The following is an 18,488-nucleotide window of genomic DNA, read 5'->3' as shown; positions in this document are numbered from 1 at the left end:
TCAGGCGAGCCGGCAGTCGGCGACGAGCCGGTCGAACAGGCCGTGCTGCGCGGGCCACTCGGTCGCGCGGAGGTTCAGCTCGACGAGCAGGGTGCGGCCGCCGACGATCACCAGCCGTTCGACGACGTGCCGCTGCACGCCGTCGGCGTTGTCACCGGTGAACTCGATGTCGACGGCGGGGTGGCCGACGAAGTCCACACCGGTCTGCGTGCCGACGACGTGCACCCCGCGGTACGGATTGCTCGGCGCGCGCAGGTAGTCGAGGGTGTCCAGCTCCTCGTCGGTGATCGTCGGCTTCGCCGTCGCCCGCCCGACGCCGAGACGGATGTAGCCGTCGTTGTCACGGATTGAACCGCCCGGTTCGACGTAGTCGCGCACGTTGTCGATGCCGGCCGCGTCGTCCTGCGTCCAGCCGCTCGGGAACGCGCAGGTGATGCCGCCGGGGCCGCTGTACTCGGCGAGCGCCGCCGACGACGACCCGCGGGACGGGCCGCTCGACGACGGCCCGGCCGGCGGCCGCGCCGCGGGCCCGTCGTGCGGCACGAGCGTGAGGACGACCCCTGCCGTCGCCCCGAGCACCACGACCGCTGCCGCGGCGACGACGAACCGCCCGCGCCGCGCCGTGGCTCGCGGTCGTCCCCCGGCCGGCGGCAACGGTTGCGTCGGCTGCGCCCCGACCAGGGGCGCGGTCGTCGGCCACCGGTCGGCCGCACCACCGCCGGTGTCCCCCAGCGGCGCCGCGGCGGCTGCGTCGAGCAGCTCCGCGGCCCCAGCGGCGGTGGGCCGGCGCGAGGGGTCGCGGTCGAGCATCGTCATGACCACGTCCGCGACCGCGCCGCCGCGGGTCGGCGGCGGCACCGGCCGGGTGACGACGTGGTGCAGCACCGTCAGCACGTTGTCGGCGTCGAAGGCGGGGCGTCCCTCGAGGGCGGCGTAGAGCGTCATGCCGAGCGACCAGACGTCGCTCGCCGGCGAGGCCGGCGCACCAGTCGCGGCCTCCGGTGCGACGTAGGCGGGCGTGCCGACCAGCAGCCCGCTCGCCGTCAGCCGTGCCTCGCTGCTGGCCCGGGCGATGCCGAAGTCGGCGAGCTTCGGGGTGCCGCGCTCGTCGACGAGGATGTTCGCCGGCTTGACGTCGCGATGGACGACCCCGTGGTCGTGCGCGTCGGCCAGGGCCCGCGCGATCGCCGCGCCGAGGCGGGCCACGGCGGCCGGCTCGAGGCCGCCGGGCTCGTGGTCGAGCCGGTCGGCGAGCGTGCGTCCCCGCACGTACTCGAAGACGACGTACGGCCGGCCGGCGTGCATCACCAGGTCGTGCACCGCGACGGCGTGCGGGTGGTTCAGTTGCGCGGCCGTGCGGGCCTCGCGCACCACCCGGCGGAGGTCGTCCTCGGCGAGCGCCCGGGCCGACAACTTCTTGATCGCGACGCGCCGGCCGAGCAGCTGGTCGTCGCCGAGCCACACCTCGCCCATGCCGCCGCGACCGAGCAGTTCGAGCAGGCGGTACCGCTCACCGAGCACATCCGGCGCGGCTCCGGTCACTCGGGCTCCAGGCGCCGCTGCAGCCGGTCGCGGTCGAGCTTCGGCCGCGGGTACTGCAGATCCATCGCCTCGAGGGTCTCGTGCAGCAGCCGGCCGACCGCCCAGTTGCGGTAGTCCTTGTCGTCGGACGGGATCACGTACCACGGCGCGGCGTCGGTGTTGCACCGCTCGAGCGCCGCCTCGTACGCGGCGACGTACGCGCCCCAGTAGCCGCGCTCGTCGATGTCGGACTCGTGGAACTTCCAGTGCTTGTCGGGGTCGTTCAAACGCGCCAGCAGTCGTTCGCGCTGGGTGTCGTAGCTGATGTGCAGGAAGCACTTGATGATCGTGACGCCGTCCTGCACGAGCTTGGCCTCGAAGGCGTTGATCTCGTCGTAGCGTCCCTGCCACTCGCTCTCGGGCACGAGATCGTGCACGCGGACGATCAGCACGTCCTCGTAGTGCGACCGGTCGAAGACGCCGACGATGCCCGGCCCGGGCACCTTCCGCTCGATGCGCCACAGGAACGGGTGCTGCTGCTCCTCGTCGGTCGGCGCCTTGAACGCCGTGTACTGCACGCCGATCGGGCCGCACGCGCCGACGACGTGCTCGGTGACGCCGCCCTTGCCGGCCGTGTCCATGCCCTGCAGCACGAGCAGGACGCGGCGGCGTCCCCCGACCGTCGACTCGGCCCACAACCGTTCCTGCAGGTCGGCCAGCACCTTGGCCTTGGTCTTCGGCTTGTCCTTCTTGGTCGGCAGCGGGCGGCCGCCGGGGTCGAGGTGCGCCAGGCTCACCGGGCCGGCAAGCAGCCGGAACGCAGCGCGGGCAGTCTTCGGGGTGTCGGAGGCCACGTCGCCGAAACTAGCGCCTCGATCGACTCATGGCTGGACGCGGCAGGTCTGCATGATGTCGTCGAACAGGTGCCGGTCGCGATCCCACACCGTCGCCGGGGTGTTGAGTTGCGCGAGTCGGGTGACACCGTCGATCTCCCAGATCCGGGCCACGGCGCGACGGCGGACGCCGGTCGTCCGGTCCGTGCCGGTGATGTCCCAGTCGACGGCGGGGTGTCCCTGGTACGTGCCGTACCTCGGCGTCGAGAGGACGGCGTCGGTGTACGGGCTCTTCGAGTGGGTGAGGTAGTACCGCGCGTGGCCGAAGGCGGACTGCAGGTTCGCCTCGGTCGTGCTGTACAGCCCCATCCGCAGGTACGTCCCGGTCTGGTCGTGGTCACCGGGCGCGTCCCAAAAGGTGATGGTGTCGGTCGAGGACGCCTCCTTCGTCCACCCGGGCGCCATCTTGCAGACGATGCCCGCGCCGCTCGTGTAGTCGACGAGCGCGGGCGACGACACAGGTCCCGACGCCGACCGTGCCGAGCTCGACGACGCCGGTGCCGACGGCGACCGAGATGTGCTCGACGACAAGATCGCGCGCGGCGAGCCGTCGCCGCCGTTGGCCGCGACCAGTGCGACGGCGGTGCCGCCGCCCGCGAGGATCACGAGTGCCGCGGCGATGAGGGCGACGCGCCGACCCCCGCGACGCCCGTCCGGCGGTGGGCCGCCCGGCTGCCACGGGTTGCCGCCGCTCGTCTCGGCCGGACGTGCCGGCACCTGCTGTGGCGGTGGTGTGCCCCACGCCGGTGGTGGCTGCGCCGGGGCCCGTGCCTGCGGCGGGAGCGGCTGCGGCGGCAGTGGCTGCGGTGGGAGTGGCTGCGGTGGGTGGGGCGTGGCGGCCCATGCGGGTGGCGGCGCGCCGAGCGGCGGCGTGCTCGAGGCGGGGCTGCTGAAGGTAGGGGGCGTGGCCGGCGGGCCGCCGGTCGGCGGCGGCGCGACCTCCTGCGTGCGCACGGCCGACAGCACGCTCGGATCGCGGAACAGCTCGGCCGCCTCGACGGCGGTCGGCCGGGCGTCGGCATCGGTGGTGAGCAGGCGCAGCACGGCGGCCGAGACCGGCCCCCCGAGCGTCGGGTGGGGCACCGGCTGGGTGACGATGCGATGCAGGACGACGATCGGCTGCTCGGTGCCGGTGGGGGCGAACGCCGGACGTCCCTCGAGCGCGGCGAAGAGCGTCATGCCGAGCGACCACACGTCGCTGCGCGCGTCGGCCGTGCCACCGAGTGCCAGCTCGGGCGCGACGTAGGCGGGCGTGCCGATCAGCAACCCGGTCGCGGTGAGGTTGGGGTCGGCGGCGGCGCGCGCGATGCCGAAGTCGGCGAGCTTCGGCACCCCCTTGTCGCTGATGAGGATGTTGGCCGGCTTGACGTCGCGGTGCACGATCCCGTTGGCATGCGCCTCGGCGAGGGCGTCGGCGATGGCCGCCCCGATGGCGGCGACTCGTCCGGGCTCGAGGCCGCCCTGCTCGGCGAGCAGGTCGTCGAGCGACGAGCCGGGCACGTACTCGATGACGACGTGTGGACGCCCCTCGTCCAGCACGACGTCGTAGACCGCGACCACGTTGGGGTGGTTGAGGCGGGCGGCCGTCCGCGCCTCGCGCATCATCCGCTCGAGGTCGGTGTCGCCGCCGCCCTGGACGGGCAGTCGCTTGACCGCGACCTTGCGGTTCAGCAGCAGGTCCTCGGCGAGCCAGACCTCCCCCATGGCCCCGCGACCGAGACGGTGCAGGAACTGGTACCGCCCGGCGAGCACGCCCTCGGCCATGGTTCCCACCTCCGTCCACGCTGCTGGGTCGGTCACGTCGCCGTTTGGTCGACTTCCGGGTACGGGAAAGTGTGCCGCATGACCGCCGTGCGTGTGTGGGCCCCGATCGTCTCGCGTCTGCGGCTCGTCGCCGACGGCACCGAACGACCGATGGACGCAGTGGGCAACGGCTGGTGGCAGGGCCCCGAGCTCGCGCCCGGCACCGACTACGGCTTCCTCGTCGACGACGACGAGCAGCCGGTGCCCGACCCGCGGTCGCGGTGGCAGCCCGAGGGCGTGCACGGGCTGAGCCGGGTCTACGACCAGTCGGCGTTCACATGGCACGACGGCGATTGGCAGGGGCGACCCTTCGACGACGCGGTGGTCTACGAGCTGCACATCGGCACCTTCACGCTGGGCGCGACGTTCGACAGCGCGATCGAGCGGCTCGACCATCTGGTCGACCTGGGCATCACCCACGTCGAGGTGCTGCCGGTCAACGACTTCAACGGCGTCTGGAACTGGGGCTACGACGGCGTCGCCTGGTATGCCGTGCACGAGACCTACGGTGGCCCCGACGGGTTCAAGCGCTTCGTCGACGCCTGCCACGCCCGCGGCCTGTCGGTGGTGCTCGACGTCGTCTACAACCACCTCGGGCCCTCGGGGAACTACCTGCCGAAGTTCATGCCGATCTTCAAGCAGGAACGCAACACCTGGGGCGATCTCGTCGACTTCGACGCCCCCCCGATCCGCGACCTCGTGCTCGACAACGCGCTGATGTGGATCGAGGACTTCCATGTCGACGCGCTGCGCCTGGACGCCGTCCACGCCCTGCAGCCCGAGCTCAATCCCCCGGCGCCGCAGACGAAGCGGCACATCCTCGCTGAGCTCAGCGACCGCGTTCACGCGCTGGAACTCGGGCGTCCGGTCACGCTCATCGCCGAGAGCGACCTCAACGACGCCGCCGTCATCACGCCGACCGCCGAGGGTGGTTGGGGCATGGACGCGCAGTGGGATGACGACGTGCACCACGCGCTGCACTCGCTCGTCACCGGCGAGACGCAGGGGTACTACTGCGACTTCGGCTCGCTGCCGGTGCTCGAGAAGGTCATGACCCACGCGTTCCTGCACGACGGCACGTACTCGACCTTCCGCGGCCGCGATCACGGTGCGCCGGTCGACCGCGAGCACATCCCCGGGTGGCGCTTCGTGGTGACGCTGCAGAACCACGACCAGGTGGGCAACCGTGCCGTCGGCGACCGGCTGCCCGAGCTCACGACACCGGGGCTGGTCAAGGTGGGCGCGGTGCTGCTGCTGACCTCGCCGTTCACCCCGATGCTCTGGATGGGTGAGGAGTGGGCGGCCTCGACCCGGTGGCCGTTCTTCACCTCGCACCCCGAGCCGGAACTCGCCGAGGCCACCGGGAAGGGTCGCGTCGAGGAGTTCGGGCAGCACGGCTGGGACGTCTCGCGGATGATCGACCCGCAGGATCCCGCCGCGTACCGGGAGGCGATCCTCGACTGGGACGAGGCCAGGAGCGGCGAGCACGCGACCGTGCTGCGCCTCTACCGCGACCTGATCCACCTGCGCCACGAGCACGAGGCGCTGCGCGACCCGCGGCTCGCCGCGGTGCGCGTCGAGTACGACGAGCACAAGCGCTGGGTGGTCATCCACCGCGGCGACCTGCGCGTCGTCGCGAACCTCGCCGCCGAGGCGCAGGAGGTGCCGGTGGCCGTCGACCGCATCCTGCTCTCGACCGACTCGGCCGAGCCGTCGGGGCAGACGTTGAAGCTCGCCGGCGAGAGCGCGGCGATCGTGGGCTGAGCCCCTGCGCGGCTCAGTTGAGATCTTGTCGGCGCACCCAGACCTCTTGGGCCAGCAGCAGGATCGCCGCGACGAGCGGGAGGGCGATGAGTGCGCCGACGATGCCGTCGACCGCGCCGCCGAGCAGCACGGCGACGATGGTGACGTACTCCGGGACGTCGATCGACGATCGCATGACGCGGGGGTAGATCACGTACCCCTCGAGCGTCTCGTAGACCAGGTAGAAGATCGCGGCGGCGATGCCCGTGCCGAGAGAGTTGGCGAAGGCGACGATCGTGACGGTGAGGGCGCCGAGGATCGAGCCGACCAGGGGCACCAGGTCGAGCAGCGCGACGAGCAGTGCCAGGGGCAGCGCGTAGTTGCCCAACCCGCTGCTCACCAGGAAGGCCGCCGTGACCGTCCCCGCGAGGGTGGCGACGAGGAACGCGCCGATCACGTACCGGCCGACCCGGCGCAGGATCTCGTCACCGAGGTGGGCGACCCGCTCGCGGCGGCTCGCCGGCGCCAGCGAGTACATCGCCAGCTTCACCGTGGGCAGCGACGCGAGGAAGTACAGGGTGAGCACGAAGATCACCAGCACGTTCGCGACCGCCTGCACGACGCTCACACCGATGTCGAAGATGCCGCCGAAGGTCTTCTTCGACAGATCACCGGACTCGATCTTCTTCTGCAGGTCGGTGAGGAAGTGGTACTTGCGATCGAGGTTGCCGACGGTGCGATTGCGTCGCAGGTCGTCGATCAGCCGCGGGGCGTCATTGATGAGCGAGACGAGCTGGTTGCGCAGCACGCCGCCGACCGAGTAGACGATCACCGTCACGAGGCCGAGGAAGAGCACCCCGACGAGCAGCACCGCCCAGGCGCGCTTCCAGCCCCGGCGGATCGCGAACTCGACGATGGGGTTCAGCCCGATCGCGAGGAAGGCGGCGACGACGACCAGCTCGATGACCTGGGACGCCTCGCGCACCGCCATGCCGAGCACGAGGGCCAGCAGCACGCCGAGCGTGGCGACGAAGCCGCGGTAGAAGGCCGCGTTGCGCGAGATCGGCACGCCGGGCACACCGAACGACGCCGAGTCGGGCGGGCCGCTCTCGAACAGCGAGCCCTGCGGCGGCGGCGTCGACATGGGTCCCTGTCTACTCCGCCGAGGCGGTTCGGTGATGGATCACCCGTCGATGACGCGCGGTGGAAAGGTCGAGGGCGCCGGTCCGAAGGCCCGGCGCGCCGCGGCGATGGCCGTGCGCGCGAGCGCGGCGTTCCCGACGGCACCGACCCCGGCGCCGAGCCCGAGCGGCAGGGCGCGGCCGAACAGGAGCGCGCCCTGGCGGGCACCGAAGCGGGTGAGCAGCAGATGACCGAGGCGGCCGTTGATGTCGCCGATGCGGTCCTTCGCCATGCTGCGGCCGAGCAGCTGCGCCCAGTGGCGCTCGCCCTGCTCGCCGGCGAGCACGGCGGTGCCGGCGTCGCCGAGCAGGACGGCGACCACGAGCGCGCGGCGCACCTCCGGGTCGCTGATCGGCACGCTGTGCAACTCGGCGAGGGCGAGCGCGAACAGCGCGGTGGCGCCGACGAACGCGGTGATCTCCGCCGCGCCCGAGGCGACGGTCGCCGCGGTGCCCACCCCGGGGAGCGCCGCCGCCGCGCCGGAGGCACCGCCGATGCCGACGACGGTGCTGAAGTAGCGACGCTCGAGCATCTCGACCACCTCGGCCGGCGTCGCCCGCGGCCGCTTGGCCCGCACGCGGTCGAGATAGGCCGACACGACCGGGCGCTGGATGCGCAACGCCCTGTCCAGCGCCGTGTCGAGCGCCGACTCGACGGCCGACGGCACCGGGATTCCCCGCGCCGCCTTGGCCTTCCGCTTACCCACGCTGCTCCCTTCCGGGGCCTGACCCTGCCCGGGCCAGGGCGACGAGCCTGCTGATCGCCCGCCGGTACTTCTTGCGATACCCACCGGCGAGCATCTGCTCGTCGAAGAGTTCGTCGAGCGGCACGCCGGACGTCACCACCGGGATCTGCCGGTCGTAGAGGCGGTCGGCGAGCACGACGAGCCGAAGGGCGACGTTCTGGTCGGGCGCGGGGTGCACGTCGAGCAGGTGCACGGCGCTGACGCCGTCGACGAGTGCGCCGTAGCGCGACGGGTGCAGCGTGGCGAGGTGCTCGAGCAGCCGGCCGAAGTCGTCCAGGGTGCTGCCGGGCGTCGCGGCGGCGGCCGCGCGCACCTCGTCCTCGCTTCGCGGTGGCGGCGGGTCGGGCAGCCCCCGGTGCCGGTAGTCGGGCCCGTCGACGCGCACCGACGTGAACCGGGCGGCGAGGCCCTGGATCTCGCGCAGGAAGTCCTCGGCGGCGAAACGGTCCTCGCCCAGCCGGTCGGGCAGCGTGTTCGAGGTCGCCGCGAGCATCACCCCGGCATCGGCGAGACGCCCGAGCAGCGTCGACACGAGCACGGTGTCGCCGGGGTCGTCGAGCTCGAACTCGTCGACCGCGAGCAGCCGCATGCCGCTGAGGGCGTCGACGACGCCCTGGAAGCCCAGCGCACCCGCCAGGTGGGTGAGCTCGACGAACGTGGCGTAGGCCTTCGGGCCCGGGAACGCGTGCCAGAGGGACGCGAGCAGGTGGGTCTTGCCGACACCGAACCCTCCGTCGAGGTACACGCCGTGCGAGGCCGGCTTCGCCGCCCTGCGGAAGAGCCCTCTCGCGGGCGGGCGGGACGCCTCGGCGGCGAACTGCTGGAGGGTCGCGAGCGCCGCGGCCTGCGTCGGTTCGGCGGGGTCGGGCCGGTAGGTGTCGAACCGGACGTCGGCGAACAGCGGCGGCGGCACGAGCCCGGCCACCAGCGTCTCGGGCGCGACGACCGGAGACCGGTCGACGAGCCTGTGCACGCCGTCCGCCGCCGCCTCCACCGCCATGGTTCGAACCTAGGCTGCGCTGCATGCGCCGACTGCTGCCCCCGCCCGCCGATGACGTCGATCTCCATGCGTTCTACGCCCACGAGTGGGTCGAGCGTGGCGGCGTGCGCATGAACTTCGTCGCGAGCGTCGACGGTGCCGGGTCGGTCGAGGGCGCGTCACGGGGGCTGCAGACACCGGGCGACAACGCCGTCTTCGCCGCCCTGCGCGACCTCGCCGACGTCGTGGTGGCGGGCGCCGGCACGATCCGCGCCGAGCGCTACGGGCCGGCGCGGTTCTCCGACCGCCGCCGTGCCGCCCGTCGCGAGTACGGACTTCCCGACGAGCTGCCGATCGCGGCGGTCAGCTCGTCGCTCGACCTCGATCCGTCGACGCCGCTGTTCCGCGAGTCGCGTCCGATCGTGATCACCAGCGGCGCGGCCGACGCCGGCAAGCGGCGGGCGCTCGCGGAGGTCGCCGACGTGCTCGTCTGCGGCGACGACGCGGTCGACCTCCGGGCGGCCGTCGCGGCGCTGCGCGAGCGCGGGCTCACGCGGGTGCTCGGCGAGGGCGGCCCGAGGCTGTTCACCGACTTCGTGCGTGCCGGCGTCGCGGACGAGCTGTGCCTCAGCATCACGCCGCTGCTCGCCGGCCCCGGCAACCACCAGCTCGTCGGCGGCGACCCGCTGCCGCAGCCCGCCGGGCTCGAGCTCACCGGCCTGCTGGAGGAGGACGGCGCGCTGTTCACCCGCTACCGCGTCCTGCGCTGAAGCCGCTTGTCCCCCGTCCCAGGCAGATTCCGGCTTGATTCCTGCCTGGGACAGGGGACAAGACGGATCAGGCGCGGGTGCCGAGGCCGGGGACGATGTCGTCGAGGCGGAAGTCGACCGGCTGCTCGAGCTGCTCGTAGGTGCACGACGCGGGCGTGCGGTCGTCGCGCCAACGCACGAAGTGGGCGAGGTGGCGGAAGCGTGTGCCCTCCATGTGCTCGTACTTGACCTCGAGCACGCGCTCGGGGCGCAGCGGCACGAACGAGAGGTCCTTGGTGGCGTTCCACCGGCTCACCGCGCCGGGCAGCCGCTGCCCCGTGTGGGCCTGTGCCTCCGACCAGCGCTCCCACGGGTGCGACTCGCCGTCGCGCAGCCGCAACGGTTCGAGCTCGTGCACGAGCTCGGCCCGCCGCGCCGCGGTGAACGCGCCGACGACGCCGACGTGGTGCAGGTCGCCGCTGTCGTCGTAGAGCCCGAGCAGGAACGACCCGATCAGCGGGTTCGCGTCCGTCGAGGTCTTGTGCCAGCGGAACCCGGCGAGCACGCAGTCGGCCGTGCGCGTGTGCTTGATCTTGAACATCACCCGCTTGTCCTGCTGGTAGGTGATGTCCCACGGCTTGGCGATCACGCCGTCGAGCCCGGCACCCTCGAACTCGACGAACCAGCGCTGCGCCTCGGCGAGGTCGTCGGTGGCCGGCGTCAGGTGGATCGGCGGCGCGGCGTCGGCCAGCGCCCGCTCGAGCGCGGCGCGCCGCTCGCGGAAGGGCCGGCCGGTGAGGTCGTCGTCGCCGAGGGCCAGCAGGTCGAAGGCGATGAGCGACGCCGGCGTCGCCTCGCTCAGCATGGTCACGCGCGACACGGCGGGGTGAATGCGCTGCTGCAGCGCCTCGAAGTCGAGGCCCGTGTCGGTGGCGATGACGATCTCGCCGTCGACGACGCACCGCTCCGGCAGTTCGCGGCGCACGGCCTCGACCAGCTCGGGGAAGTACCGGGTCATCGGCCGCTCGTTGCGGCTGCCGAACTCGACGTCGTCGCCGTCCCTGAAGATCACGCTGCGGAAGCCGTCCCACTTCGGCTCGTAACTCGCCCCGGGCGGGATGGTCTGCACCGCCTTGGCCAGCATGGGGGCGACGGGCGGCATCACCGGCAGCTTCACCCGGCCCATTCTGCCCGCGGCGGCGCCGAGGCCGGGCCGACGCGCGGCGGCGCGGGACGGCCCCGGACGGGGCGGTCATGGCTTACCATCTGCGGCGACAGGGACGGTGCACAGGCGGGGTGCGCCGGCGAGGTCGATCGGGGGTGAGGGTCATGGGCACTCCCACGCTGGCGTTCACCGGGCCGACCCCCGGGCGGCGCGGCGACGGCGGTGCGCTCGTGCCGGCCGCCAACACCCTGGCGGCCGCCGGCAGCACGCTGGTCGCGGCCGCGAAGGTCGGCCGCATCTTCGGCCGCAGCTACCTCCGCCTCGCCCGCCAGGTGCCCGGCGTCGCCACGCTCGAGCGCGAGGCCGGCCGGTTCACCCGAGCGGTCGTCGAGCGGGCGGCCGAGCTGATCGACGAGCCCCGCACGGCCGCCCCGGCAACCGTGTACGCGACCGCCGACGAGGGCCAGGTGCTGGCGCGTGCTCACGACGCGCACGCGACCGAGATCGAGCCCCTGCGCGCGGCGATGGAGGACCTGCTGCAGCGCTCGACCGAGCTCACCTCGAGCCGGCAGTACCTGTTCGGCAGCATCGTCAGCCAGTTGGTGCCGGACGAGGCGCGGATCCTCGCGACCCTGGCCGACGGTGGCGCCTTCGCCGCGGCCGACGTCGTCGTGAAACCCGGACGCGGGCAGGTGCGCACCGTGCTGGCCAACGCGTCCACCGTCGGGCACGCGGCCGGCGTGCGGGTGCCGGCCGACACCGCCGCCTACCTCACCCGGCTGTTCCGGTTCGGCCTGGTCGACTTCGGGCCCGCCGACGCGCGGCTCGCCCCGCAGTACGAGGCGATCACCGCCGACGAGACGGTGACGCGGGCGAGGGTGACGGCTGAGGCGGGCAGGCAAGGCGGCGTGCGCTACCAGCGCAAGACCGTGCGCCTGTCCGACTTCGGGCGCGAGTTCTGGTCGGCGGCCGCGCCGCCGAGCCCTGTGTTGGGCTGAGCCGCCGCGCGGCCCGCCCGTTCCTGTCAGGGGGCGCAGGTAGCGTCGAGGACGTGCTGCTCCGCTCGTCGTCCGCCCGTGTGTCACCGCTCCGCGCCCTGGTCTGCGCCCTCGTGCTCGCCGCCGTGCTGGCCGGGTGCTCGTCCGCGCTGACCGGGCACGGCTCGGGCAGCGCGACCGGCGCGTCGACGAGCCCGTCCGGCGGGTCGAGCGGCTCGGGCGGCAGCGCGCTCCCGCCGGCCCCGACGCAGCCGACGGCCGACTTCAGCACCTGCCCGTTCGACTTCAGCTCGGTGAACTTCCCCGGTGACCGCGGCAGCCGGCTGCAGTTCGGCTGCGCCCAGGTCTCCGTCCCGCTCGACTACGCGAAGCCCGACGGCACCAAGATCAAGCTGCAGTTGATCCGCGTGCACGACTCGGGCGCCAAGCCGATCGGTTCGCTCGTCGTGAACCCGGGCGGGCCGGGCGCGTCCGGCCTCGAGCTCGCCGTCGGTCTGGCCGTGCAGGTGTCCGACACCCTGCTGCAGCACTTCGACCTCGTCGGGTTCGACCCGCGCGGCGTCGGGCTGTCGAACCCGATCAGCTGCATCAGCGACAGCGAGAAGGACAAGCTCAACGCCGAGGCCCCCGACGTCACCACCACCGCCGGGTTCGATCAGGCCCGCGCCGCGGCCAAGGAGGTCGCGTCCGACTGCTCGAGCAAGTACGGGTCGGCGCTGCCCTTCTTCAACACCGTGAACACCGCGCGGGACATGGACCAGATCCGCGAGGCGGTCGGTGACCAGCGGCTGAACTATCTCGGCTTCTCCTACGGCACGGAGCTCGGGTCGACCTACGCCCACGTCTTCCCCGACCACGTGCGCGTGGCCGTGCTCGACGGTGCCGTCAACCCGCTGACCGACGACATCCAGTCCTTCGCGAACCAGCTCAAGGGGTTCGAGCAGGCCTTCGACCAGTTCGCCGCGTGGTGCGGCAAGCACTCCTCCTGCGAGCAGCTCGGCGACCCGAGGCAGGCGGTCTACCGGATCACCGCGGCGGCCGCGAAGAGCCCGATCCCGAGCAGCCAGCCGGGCGAGACCCGTAGCGCGACGCCGGCGATCGTCGACACCGGTGTGCTGCAGGCGCTCTACTCGCAGTCGCTCTGGTCGTCGCTCGGCCAGGCGCTCATCGACGCCGGCAAGGGCGACGCGGCCGGGCTGTTCAAGCTCGCCGACCAGTACAACGAGCGCGACAGCAACGGCCACTACGCGAACATCTCGGACGCGAACACGACGATCTCGTGCAACGACTCGAAGCCGGGGCCGACCGACGCGACGATCCGCTCCACCGCCGCGGCGTGGAAGCAGCAGTACCCGATCTTCGGCGAGTGGTCGGCGTCCAGTCTGTTCAGCTGCCAGCAGTGGCAGCCGCAGCGCACCCCGGTGCCGCTGCCCACCGCGCCGACGCCCACGAAGGTGCTGGTCATAGGCAACCTGCACGACCCGGCGACGCCCTACCAGGGCGCGGTCGACCTGGCTCGCACGATGGGCAACGCCGAGGTGCTGACCTGGGACGGCGAGGGACACACCAGCTACCTGCAGGGCAGCGACTGCATCGACAAGTACGTCGACGACTACCTGATCAGCCGGACGCTGCCGCCCGCCGACACCACCTGCCCCCGATGACCGCCCCCGCGTCGCACTTCGAGCTCACCCGGCCGCGCACCGAGCCGCGCGCGGTCGCCCTCGTGCTGCACGGCGGTCGCGCGACGAGCATCGAACCGGTGCGTGCCCGCAACCTCGCCGTCGTGCGGATGGCCCCCTTCGCCACCTCGCTGCGCCACGCCGGCGCCGAGCACGGCCTCGCCGTCGCCCGGGTGCGGTACGCGGTGCGCGGCTGGAACGGCGCGCAACGCTCCCCCGTCGCCGACGTGCTCGCCGCGCTCGACCGCATCGCGAGCGAGCTGCCCGGTGCCCCCGTCGCGGTCGTCGGCCACTCGATGGGCGGGCGGACGGCGGTGTACACGGCGGCCCATCCGGCGGTGTCCGCGGTCGTCGGGCTGGCGCCCTGGATCGAGCCGGGCGACCCGGTCGCGCCGCTGCGCGACCGCGACGTGCTGGTCGTGCACGGCGTGCGCGACCGCACGACCTCGCCGCGTGCGTCCGAGGCACTGATCGAGGCCGCGCAACCGCTGGCGCGGTCGGCGGCGTACGTGCGCATGGCGGGTGACGGACATCCGATGCTGCGGCGCGCGGCGCTGTGGCACGATCTCGCCACCGGTTTCGTGCTGGCGAACCTGTGTGGCGTCCCACCGGGCGGAACCGTCCGGGCTGAGGCGGCGAATGTGCTCGAGAAGGTGCTTGCGGGCACCACCGAGATCGACGTATGACGGGAAGAATGCGACGGGATGAGGACGACGGGATGAGGTGCTGGGCATGACTGCAGTCGATCTCGCGGCATCGGCCGGGCGCGTCGATCCGGCACGGTGGCCCGACATCGCGCAGGTGCCGCGCTCACGCGTCCGCGCAGCGGTGGCCCGCCGCCTGTTCCGGCACGCCGTCGGGCGCATCCCGCTGCGGGTCGTCGAGCGCGGCGGCCTGCACTACGGCGGCGGCATCGCCGACGACCCGGTCATGCACCTCGTCCGCCCCGAGGTCTTCTTCCACCGGCTCGGCACGGGCGGCACGATCGGGTTCGGCGAGGCCTACATGGCCGGCGACTGGACGACGTCCGACCTCAGCGGCGTGATCGAGGCGTTCGCCGGCCACATGCATGAGCTCATCCCGCCGGTGCTGCACCGGCTGCGCAACACCGTGCTGCACCGCCAGCCGGCCGAGCATGACAACACCGTCGAGGGCGCCCGCAGCAACATCCACCAGCACTACGACCTGTCGAACGACCTCTTCAAGGCGTTTCTCGACGAGTCGATGACGTACTCGTCGGCGATCTTCGACGGCGAGCCGCAGGGCGCGGGCGACGAGCTTGTCGCCGCCCAGCACCGCAAGATCGACCGCCTGCTCGACATCGCCGGGGTCGGCCCGGGCAAGCGGGTGCTCGAGATCGGCACCGGCTGGGGCGAGCTGGCGCTGCGGGCCGCCCAGCGCGGCGCCACGGTCACCTCGCTCACCATCTCGACCGAGCAGGCCGACCTCGCCCGCGAGCGCATCGCGGCCGCCGGCGTCGCCGACCGCGCCACGGTCGAGCTGCGCGACTACCGCGAGGCGCGCGGCCAGTACGACAGCGTCGTCTCGGTCGAGATGATCGAGGCCGTCGGCGCCAACCACTGGCACGAGTACTTCGGCACCATCGACCGCGTACTCGCGCGCGGTGGACGCGTCGGGTTGCAGGCGATCCTGATGGACGACCACGTCGTGCGGTCGACCCGCGACACCTACACCTGGATCCGCAAGTACATCTTCCCCGGTGGGCAGATCCCCTCGGTCGAGTCGATCGAGCAGTCGCTGCAGCAGCACACCACGCTGCGCATCGCCGACCGGTACGCCTTCGGGCGGCACTACGCCGAGACGTTGCGGCGCTGGCGTGAGCGGTTCGAGCAGCGCTCGCGCGAGATCGGCGGGCTGGGCTTCGACACCACCTTCCAGCGCATGTGGTCGCTGTACCTCGCCTACAGCGAGGCCGGGTTCCGCACCGGCTACCTCGACGTCGCCCAGTTCACCCTGACCAAGCCCGCCTGACCGCCGCCGGGGTCCGCGGAACCCGATCACCGCGGTCGATAGCGTGGCCGGGTGACGGTGCTCTTCGGCCTGCTGGCGGCGATCGCGTACGGCGTCGGCGACTTCGCCGGCGCCGTGGCCTCGCGGCAGCGGCAGGCCGTCACGATCCTGCTCTTCAGCTACCCGATCGGTGCGGTGCTGATGACGGCGCTGCTGCCCTTCTTCCCGGGCCACCTCAACGGACGTGTGGTGCTGTTCGGGCTGCTCGGCGGCATCGCCGGCGAGATCGGCGTGCTCATCATGTACAGCCTGATGGCGGTGGCGCCGATCAACGTCATCTCGCCGGTGACGGCGGTGCTCGCGGCGATGGTGCCCGTGCTCATCGGCATCGTGCTCGGCGAACGGCCCGGAGCGTTGGCGTGGGCGGGCATCGCGCTCGGACTGGTGGCGGTGGTGCTGGTCAGCCGCACGCGCGAGGACCATCCGCACGGCCGAGTCAGCGCGCAGGTGCTCACGCTCGCGACGCTGTCGGGGCTCGGCTTCGGCTTCTACTTCGTGCTGCTCGCGCGCGCCGGCGGTCACGCGTCCGGGCTCTGGCCGCTGGTGATCTCGCGCGTCGGTTCGGCCGCGCTCATCGTCCCTGTCGCCGCGCAACGCCGGGCCATCGCGCCGCTGCACGGCCGGTTGCTGGGCATCACCGTGCTGGCCGGTGTCTGCGACGCCGGCGCGAACTTCTTCTTCCTGCTCGCCAGCCGGCACGGCCTGCTGTCGGTGGCGAGCGTGCTCACCGCGCTGTACCCGGCGATCACCGTGCTGCTCGCGATGGGCCTGCTGCGCGAGCACGCCACCGGCACCCAGCGGGTCGGGCTCGGACTGGCGGCCGCGTCCGTCGTGCTGATCACCGTCTAGCGGCGGGCGCGTCCGGGAAGGATGGACGCATGCCCGAAGGCGACAGCGTCTACCGTGTCGCCCGCACCCTCGACGACGCGCTCGTCGGCCGCGTGCTCACGCGCGGCGACCTGCGGGTGCCGCAGCACGCAACGGCCGATCTCTCGGGACGATCGGTGGTCGAGCACGTGACCCACGGCAAGCACCTGCTCACCCGCTTCGGCGACGAGCGGGGTGACCGGCTGACCCTGCACACCCACCTGCGCATGACCGGCTCGTGGTCGGTGACCGGGCCGGGCAAGCGGTTGCCGGCGAGACTGCTGCCGGACGTCCGGGTGCTGCTCGCGAGCGACGGAGGTCCCACCGCGTACGGACGCTCGATCCCCGTGGTCGAGCTGATCGAGACCGCCGACGAGCACCGGGTGGTCGGTCATCTCGGCCCCGACCCGCTGCGCCCGGACTGGGACGCCGACGAGGCGGTGCGCCGGCTGGCCGCCGATCCCGCGCGGCCGATCAAGCCGGCGCTGCTCGACCAGCGCCGCATCGCCGGCCTGGGCAACCTCTGGGCCAACGAGGTGTGCTTCCTGCGCGGCCTGCATCCGCGTACCCCGGTCGGCGATGTCGACCTGCCCGCCGTCGTCGCGCTCGCGGCGCGCGCGTTGCGGGTCTCGGCGACCGTGCCGGGCCTGTATCAGGTGACCACCGGCAACACCCGCCGCGGCGAGACACACTGGGTGACCGGGCGCGCCGGACGTCCCTGCCTGCGCTGCGGGCACACCGTCCGTGTCACGCCCGAGACCGACGTCGAACGGCGCACCTGGTGGTGCCCGCACTGCCAACCCGAGCGCGCTGCCGCCTGAGAGGGGACGAGATGGGCACGATCACGCTGCACGCCGAGGGCGACGCGACACCGGACGTCGCCTGGACGCGGTACGCCGAGCCCGGGCTCTGGCGCACCTGGTCACCGCAGATCACCGGTGTCGAGATCGCCGCGCCGCGCATCGTGGCCGGGCTGACCGGGCGGGTCGTCGGCCCGCTCGGCGTGCGGGTGCCGTTCGTGATCGACGAGGTCGACGAGGCGGCGCGGCGCTGGACCTGGCACGTGCCGCTCGGGCCGGTGCGCATCCGTCTCGTCCACTGGATCGAACCCGCCGGAGGCGGCTCGCGCACCGGGTTGGCCATGCACGGCCCGCTGCCGCTGCTGCTCGGCTACGCGCCCCTCGCGCGGTTCGCGCTCGGCCGGCTCGTCCGGGCCTGATCGGGCGCCGGCATGATTACGCACTGATGCACACCAGGGTGTGCCTCAGTGCGTGATCATCTCGCAGCTCAGGGTTCGACGATCGCCAGGCCGCCGGCCGGGCGTTCGAGCACCGTGCGGTCGGTCGGCCGGAAGCCGAAGCTGGCGTAGAGGAAGGCGGCGTCACCGGTGTGCAACAGCCAGCGGAACTCAGCACCCGGGCCCTCGTCGATCATGGTGCGGACGATGCGCCGGCCGAGGCCGTGGCGCCGGTGCGCCTTGAGCACGAAGACGTCCGCGAGGTAGGCGAAGGCGACGCCGTCGCTGACGGCGCGGGCGAAGCCGACCTGGGCACCGTCGTCGGTGTACGCACCGACCACCCGCCAGGCCCCGTTGATCTGCGTCTCGATGTTGGCCCGGCTGCGCCCACGACCCCAGTAGGCCTCGTCGCGCAGGTAGGCGGCGACGGCGTCGATGTCGATCCGCGCCGGGTCGGCGCTCACCTCGTAGGTGGTCATGGCGCCAGCCTGCCAGTCGGGCGCACAGACCTCAACGGTGGTTGAGCCGAATCGTGATCAGATGGCGTCGCGGACCGGTTGCGGCAGCAGCACCCCGTAACGGTGCCGCTCGCTGAGCTGCGCGGTCTCGTTGCATGCGGTGCAGATCGTCTCGACGCCGAGCAGGTCGTGCGGTGCCCGCACGAGCAACTCGATCTCGTGCGGCACGGTGCGCTTGCACTCGTCGCACCAGAGCTCGGGGTGCGCATGCTCGACGCCGATGAGCTCGACGCGCTCGACCGCCATGCGGCGTCCCCTCTCGATCGCGGGCGGACCCGACACGACCGCGACCGCATCGACCCGGCGGCGACAGCGGTCACCGACGCGATCAATGGTGTCGTCGGCCCCGCCGCGGCGAGCAGGGCCGAACGACCC

The 18,488-nt window shown here is 72.7% G+C and carries 18 protein-coding genes; 9 read left to right on the top strand and 9 right to left on the bottom strand.

Features of this window, described 5'->3' with window-relative positions; all coding sequences use genetic code 11:
• From ACTHMS_RS00270 to ACTHMS_RS00260, 3 genes are read right to left on the bottom strand one after another with little or no spacing between them, the layout of a single operon-like run.
• Nucleotides 1–1,542: a serine/threonine-protein kinase gene (locus ACTHMS_RS00270; RefSeq protein ID WP_440304673.1), complete on the bottom strand. Its 1,542-nt coding sequence runs from the start codon at nucleotides 1,540–1,542 to the stop codon at nucleotides 1–3.
• A complete protein-coding gene (locus tag ACTHMS_RS00265; RefSeq protein ID WP_440304672.1) occupies nucleotides 1,539–2,375 on the bottom strand; it encodes a PPK2 family polyphosphate kinase in 837 nt (278 codons plus the stop codon). The genes ACTHMS_RS00270 and ACTHMS_RS00265 overlap by 4 nt, the downstream gene beginning before the upstream one ends.
• Before the next feature lie 27 nt (nucleotides 2,376–2,402).
• Nucleotides 2,403–4,178: a serine/threonine-protein kinase gene (locus ACTHMS_RS00260; RefSeq protein ID WP_440304671.1), complete on the bottom strand. Its 1,776-nt coding sequence runs from the start codon at nucleotides 4,176–4,178 to the stop codon at nucleotides 2,403–2,405.
• A 78-nt stretch (nucleotides 4,179–4,256) separates the two neighbouring features.
• Here ACTHMS_RS00260 and treZ point away from each other — a divergent pair, with 78 nt between their 5' ends.
• Nucleotides 4,257–5,981 (top strand): malto-oligosyltrehalose trehalohydrolase, encoded by a 1,725-nt coding sequence (gene treZ / locus ACTHMS_RS00255; protein ID WP_440304670.1) that lies wholly within the window; start codon nucleotides 4,257–4,259, stop codon nucleotides 5,979–5,981.
• 13 nt (nucleotides 5,982–5,994) lie between these two features.
• Here the strand turns inward: treZ and ACTHMS_RS00250 are convergent, their stop codons facing one another.
• From ACTHMS_RS00250 to zapE, 3 genes are read right to left on the bottom strand one after another with little or no spacing between them, the layout of a single operon-like run.
• Nucleotides 5,995–7,104, bottom strand: coding sequence for an AI-2E family transporter (locus ACTHMS_RS00250; RefSeq protein ID WP_440304669.1), 1,110 nt, complete (start codon nucleotides 7,102–7,104; stop codon nucleotides 5,995–5,997).
• A 39-nt stretch (nucleotides 7,105–7,143) separates the two neighbouring features.
• On the bottom strand, nucleotides 7,144–7,848 hold the full coding sequence (locus ACTHMS_RS00245) for a hypothetical protein (RefSeq protein ID WP_440304668.1): 705 nt from the start codon (nucleotides 7,846–7,848) through the stop codon (nucleotides 7,144–7,146).
• On the bottom strand, nucleotides 7,841–8,887 hold the full coding sequence (gene zapE / locus ACTHMS_RS00240; RefSeq protein ID WP_440304667.1) for a cell division protein ZapE: 1,047 nt from the start codon (nucleotides 8,885–8,887) through the stop codon (nucleotides 7,841–7,843). Before zapE ends, ACTHMS_RS00245 begins: the two co-directional genes overlap by 8 nt.
• Nucleotides 8,888–8,910: 23 nt before the next feature.
• Here zapE and ACTHMS_RS00235 point away from each other — a divergent pair, with 23 nt between their 5' ends.
• Complete coding sequence (locus ACTHMS_RS00235) at nucleotides 8,911–9,636, top strand: pyrimidine reductase family protein (protein WP_440304666.1); 726 nt, start codon at nucleotides 8,911–8,913, stop codon at nucleotides 9,634–9,636.
• 67 nt (nucleotides 9,637–9,703) lie between these two features.
• Here ACTHMS_RS00235 and ACTHMS_RS00230 read toward each other — a convergent pair whose 3' ends face one another.
• Nucleotides 9,704–10,792: an ATP-dependent DNA ligase gene (locus ACTHMS_RS00230; RefSeq protein WP_440304665.1), complete on the bottom strand. Its 1,089-nt coding sequence runs from the start codon at nucleotides 10,790–10,792 to the stop codon at nucleotides 9,704–9,706.
• Nucleotides 10,793–10,944: 152 nt separating this feature from the next.
• Between ACTHMS_RS00230 and ACTHMS_RS00225 the strand changes: the two genes are divergently transcribed.
• The 7 genes from ACTHMS_RS00225 to ACTHMS_RS00195 are packed head-to-tail and all read left to right on the top strand — an operon-like array spanning nucleotide 10,945 to nucleotide 17,577.
• Nucleotides 10,945–11,778 carry an Abi-alpha family protein gene (locus tag ACTHMS_RS00225; protein WP_440304664.1) on the top strand — a complete coding sequence of 278 codons (834 nt, stop codon included), beginning with the start codon at nucleotides 10,945–10,947 and terminating at the stop codon, nucleotides 11,776–11,778.
• 53 nt (nucleotides 11,779–11,831) lie between these two features.
• Entirely contained in the window at nucleotides 11,832–13,442 is a 1,611-nt protein-coding gene (locus ACTHMS_RS00220; RefSeq protein WP_440304663.1) for an alpha/beta hydrolase, read from the top strand.
• Nucleotides 13,439–14,146, top strand: coding sequence for an alpha/beta hydrolase (locus ACTHMS_RS00215; RefSeq protein WP_440304662.1), 708 nt, complete (start codon nucleotides 13,439–13,441; stop codon nucleotides 14,144–14,146). The genes ACTHMS_RS00220 and ACTHMS_RS00215 overlap by 4 nt, the downstream gene beginning before the upstream one ends.
• Nucleotides 14,147–14,192: 46 nt before the next feature.
• Nucleotides 14,193–15,452, top strand: a complete 1,260-nt coding sequence (locus ACTHMS_RS00210) for a class I SAM-dependent methyltransferase (protein ID WP_440304661.1) — start codon at nucleotides 14,193–14,195, stop codon at nucleotides 15,450–15,452.
• A gap of 51 nt (nucleotides 15,453–15,503) precedes the next feature.
• Entirely contained in the window at nucleotides 15,504–16,340 is an 837-nt protein-coding gene (locus tag ACTHMS_RS00205; protein ID WP_440304660.1) for a DMT family transporter, read from the top strand.
• A gap of 29 nt (nucleotides 16,341–16,369) precedes the next feature.
• Nucleotides 16,370–17,179 carry a DNA-formamidopyrimidine glycosylase family protein gene (locus tag ACTHMS_RS00200; RefSeq protein ID WP_440304659.1) on the top strand — a complete coding sequence of 270 codons (810 nt, stop codon included), beginning with the start codon at nucleotides 16,370–16,372 and terminating at the stop codon, nucleotides 17,177–17,179.
• Between the two features lie 11 nt (nucleotides 17,180–17,190).
• On the top strand, nucleotides 17,191–17,577 hold the full coding sequence (locus tag ACTHMS_RS00195) for an SRPBCC family protein (RefSeq protein ID WP_440304658.1): 387 nt from the start codon (nucleotides 17,191–17,193) through the stop codon (nucleotides 17,575–17,577).
• A gap of 68 nt (nucleotides 17,578–17,645) precedes the next feature.
• Here ACTHMS_RS00195 and ACTHMS_RS00190 read toward each other — a convergent pair whose 3' ends face one another.
• Complete coding sequence (locus tag ACTHMS_RS00190) at nucleotides 17,646–18,074, bottom strand: GNAT family N-acetyltransferase (RefSeq protein ID WP_440304657.1); 429 nt, start codon at nucleotides 18,072–18,074, stop codon at nucleotides 17,646–17,648.
• Between the two features lie 57 nt (nucleotides 18,075–18,131).
• A partial coding sequence (locus ACTHMS_RS00185) for a hypothetical protein (RefSeq protein WP_440304656.1) occupies nucleotides 18,132–18,488 on the bottom strand: 357 nt, incomplete at its 5' end.

This window comes from Jatrophihabitans sp. (genome assembly GCF_051960575.1).
In the GTDB taxonomy this organism is placed as follows: domain Bacteria; phylum Actinomycetota; class Actinomycetes; order Mycobacteriales; family Jatrophihabitantaceae; genus JBQCEE01.
This window is presented reverse-complemented; position numbering and strand designations above follow the sequence as displayed.

What these genes read in the sequence shown, in the direction of transcription:
- zapE (WP_440304667.1), bottom strand. Translation starts at nt 8,887, where the DNA reads ATGGCGGTGGAGGCGGCGGCGGACGGCGTGCACAGGCTCGTCGACCGG.
- ACTHMS_RS00235 (WP_440304666.1), top strand. Translation starts at nt 8,911, where the DNA reads ATGCGCCGACTGCTGCCCCCGCCCGCCGATGACGTCGATCTCCATGCG.
- ACTHMS_RS00225 (WP_440304664.1), top strand. Translation starts at nt 10,945, where the DNA reads ATGGGCACTCCCACGCTGGCGTTCACCGGGCCGACCCCCGGGCGGCGC.
- ACTHMS_RS00190 (WP_440304657.1), bottom strand. Translation starts at nt 18,074, where the DNA reads ATGACCACCTACGAGGTGAGCGCCGACCCGGCGCGGATCGACATCGAC.
- ACTHMS_RS00260 (WP_440304671.1), bottom strand. Translation starts at nt 4,178, where the DNA reads ATGGCCGAGGGCGTGCTCGCCGGGCGGTACCAGTTCCTGCACCGTCTC.
- ACTHMS_RS00210 (WP_440304661.1), top strand. Translation starts at nt 14,193, where the DNA reads ATGACTGCAGTCGATCTCGCGGCATCGGCCGGGCGCGTCGATCCGGCA.
- treZ (WP_440304670.1), top strand. Translation starts at nt 4,257, where the DNA reads ATGACCGCCGTGCGTGTGTGGGCCCCGATCGTCTCGCGTCTGCGGCTC.
- ACTHMS_RS00200 (WP_440304659.1), top strand. Translation starts at nt 16,370, where the DNA reads ATGCCCGAAGGCGACAGCGTCTACCGTGTCGCCCGCACCCTCGACGAC.
- ACTHMS_RS00215 (WP_440304662.1), top strand. Translation starts at nt 13,439, where the DNA reads ATGACCGCCCCCGCGTCGCACTTCGAGCTCACCCGGCCGCGCACCGAG.
- ACTHMS_RS00250 (WP_440304669.1), bottom strand. Translation starts at nt 7,104, where the DNA reads ATGTCGACGCCGCCGCCGCAGGGCTCGCTGTTCGAGAGCGGCCCGCCC.
- ACTHMS_RS00195 (WP_440304658.1), top strand. Translation starts at nt 17,191, where the DNA reads ATGGGCACGATCACGCTGCACGCCGAGGGCGACGCGACACCGGACGTC.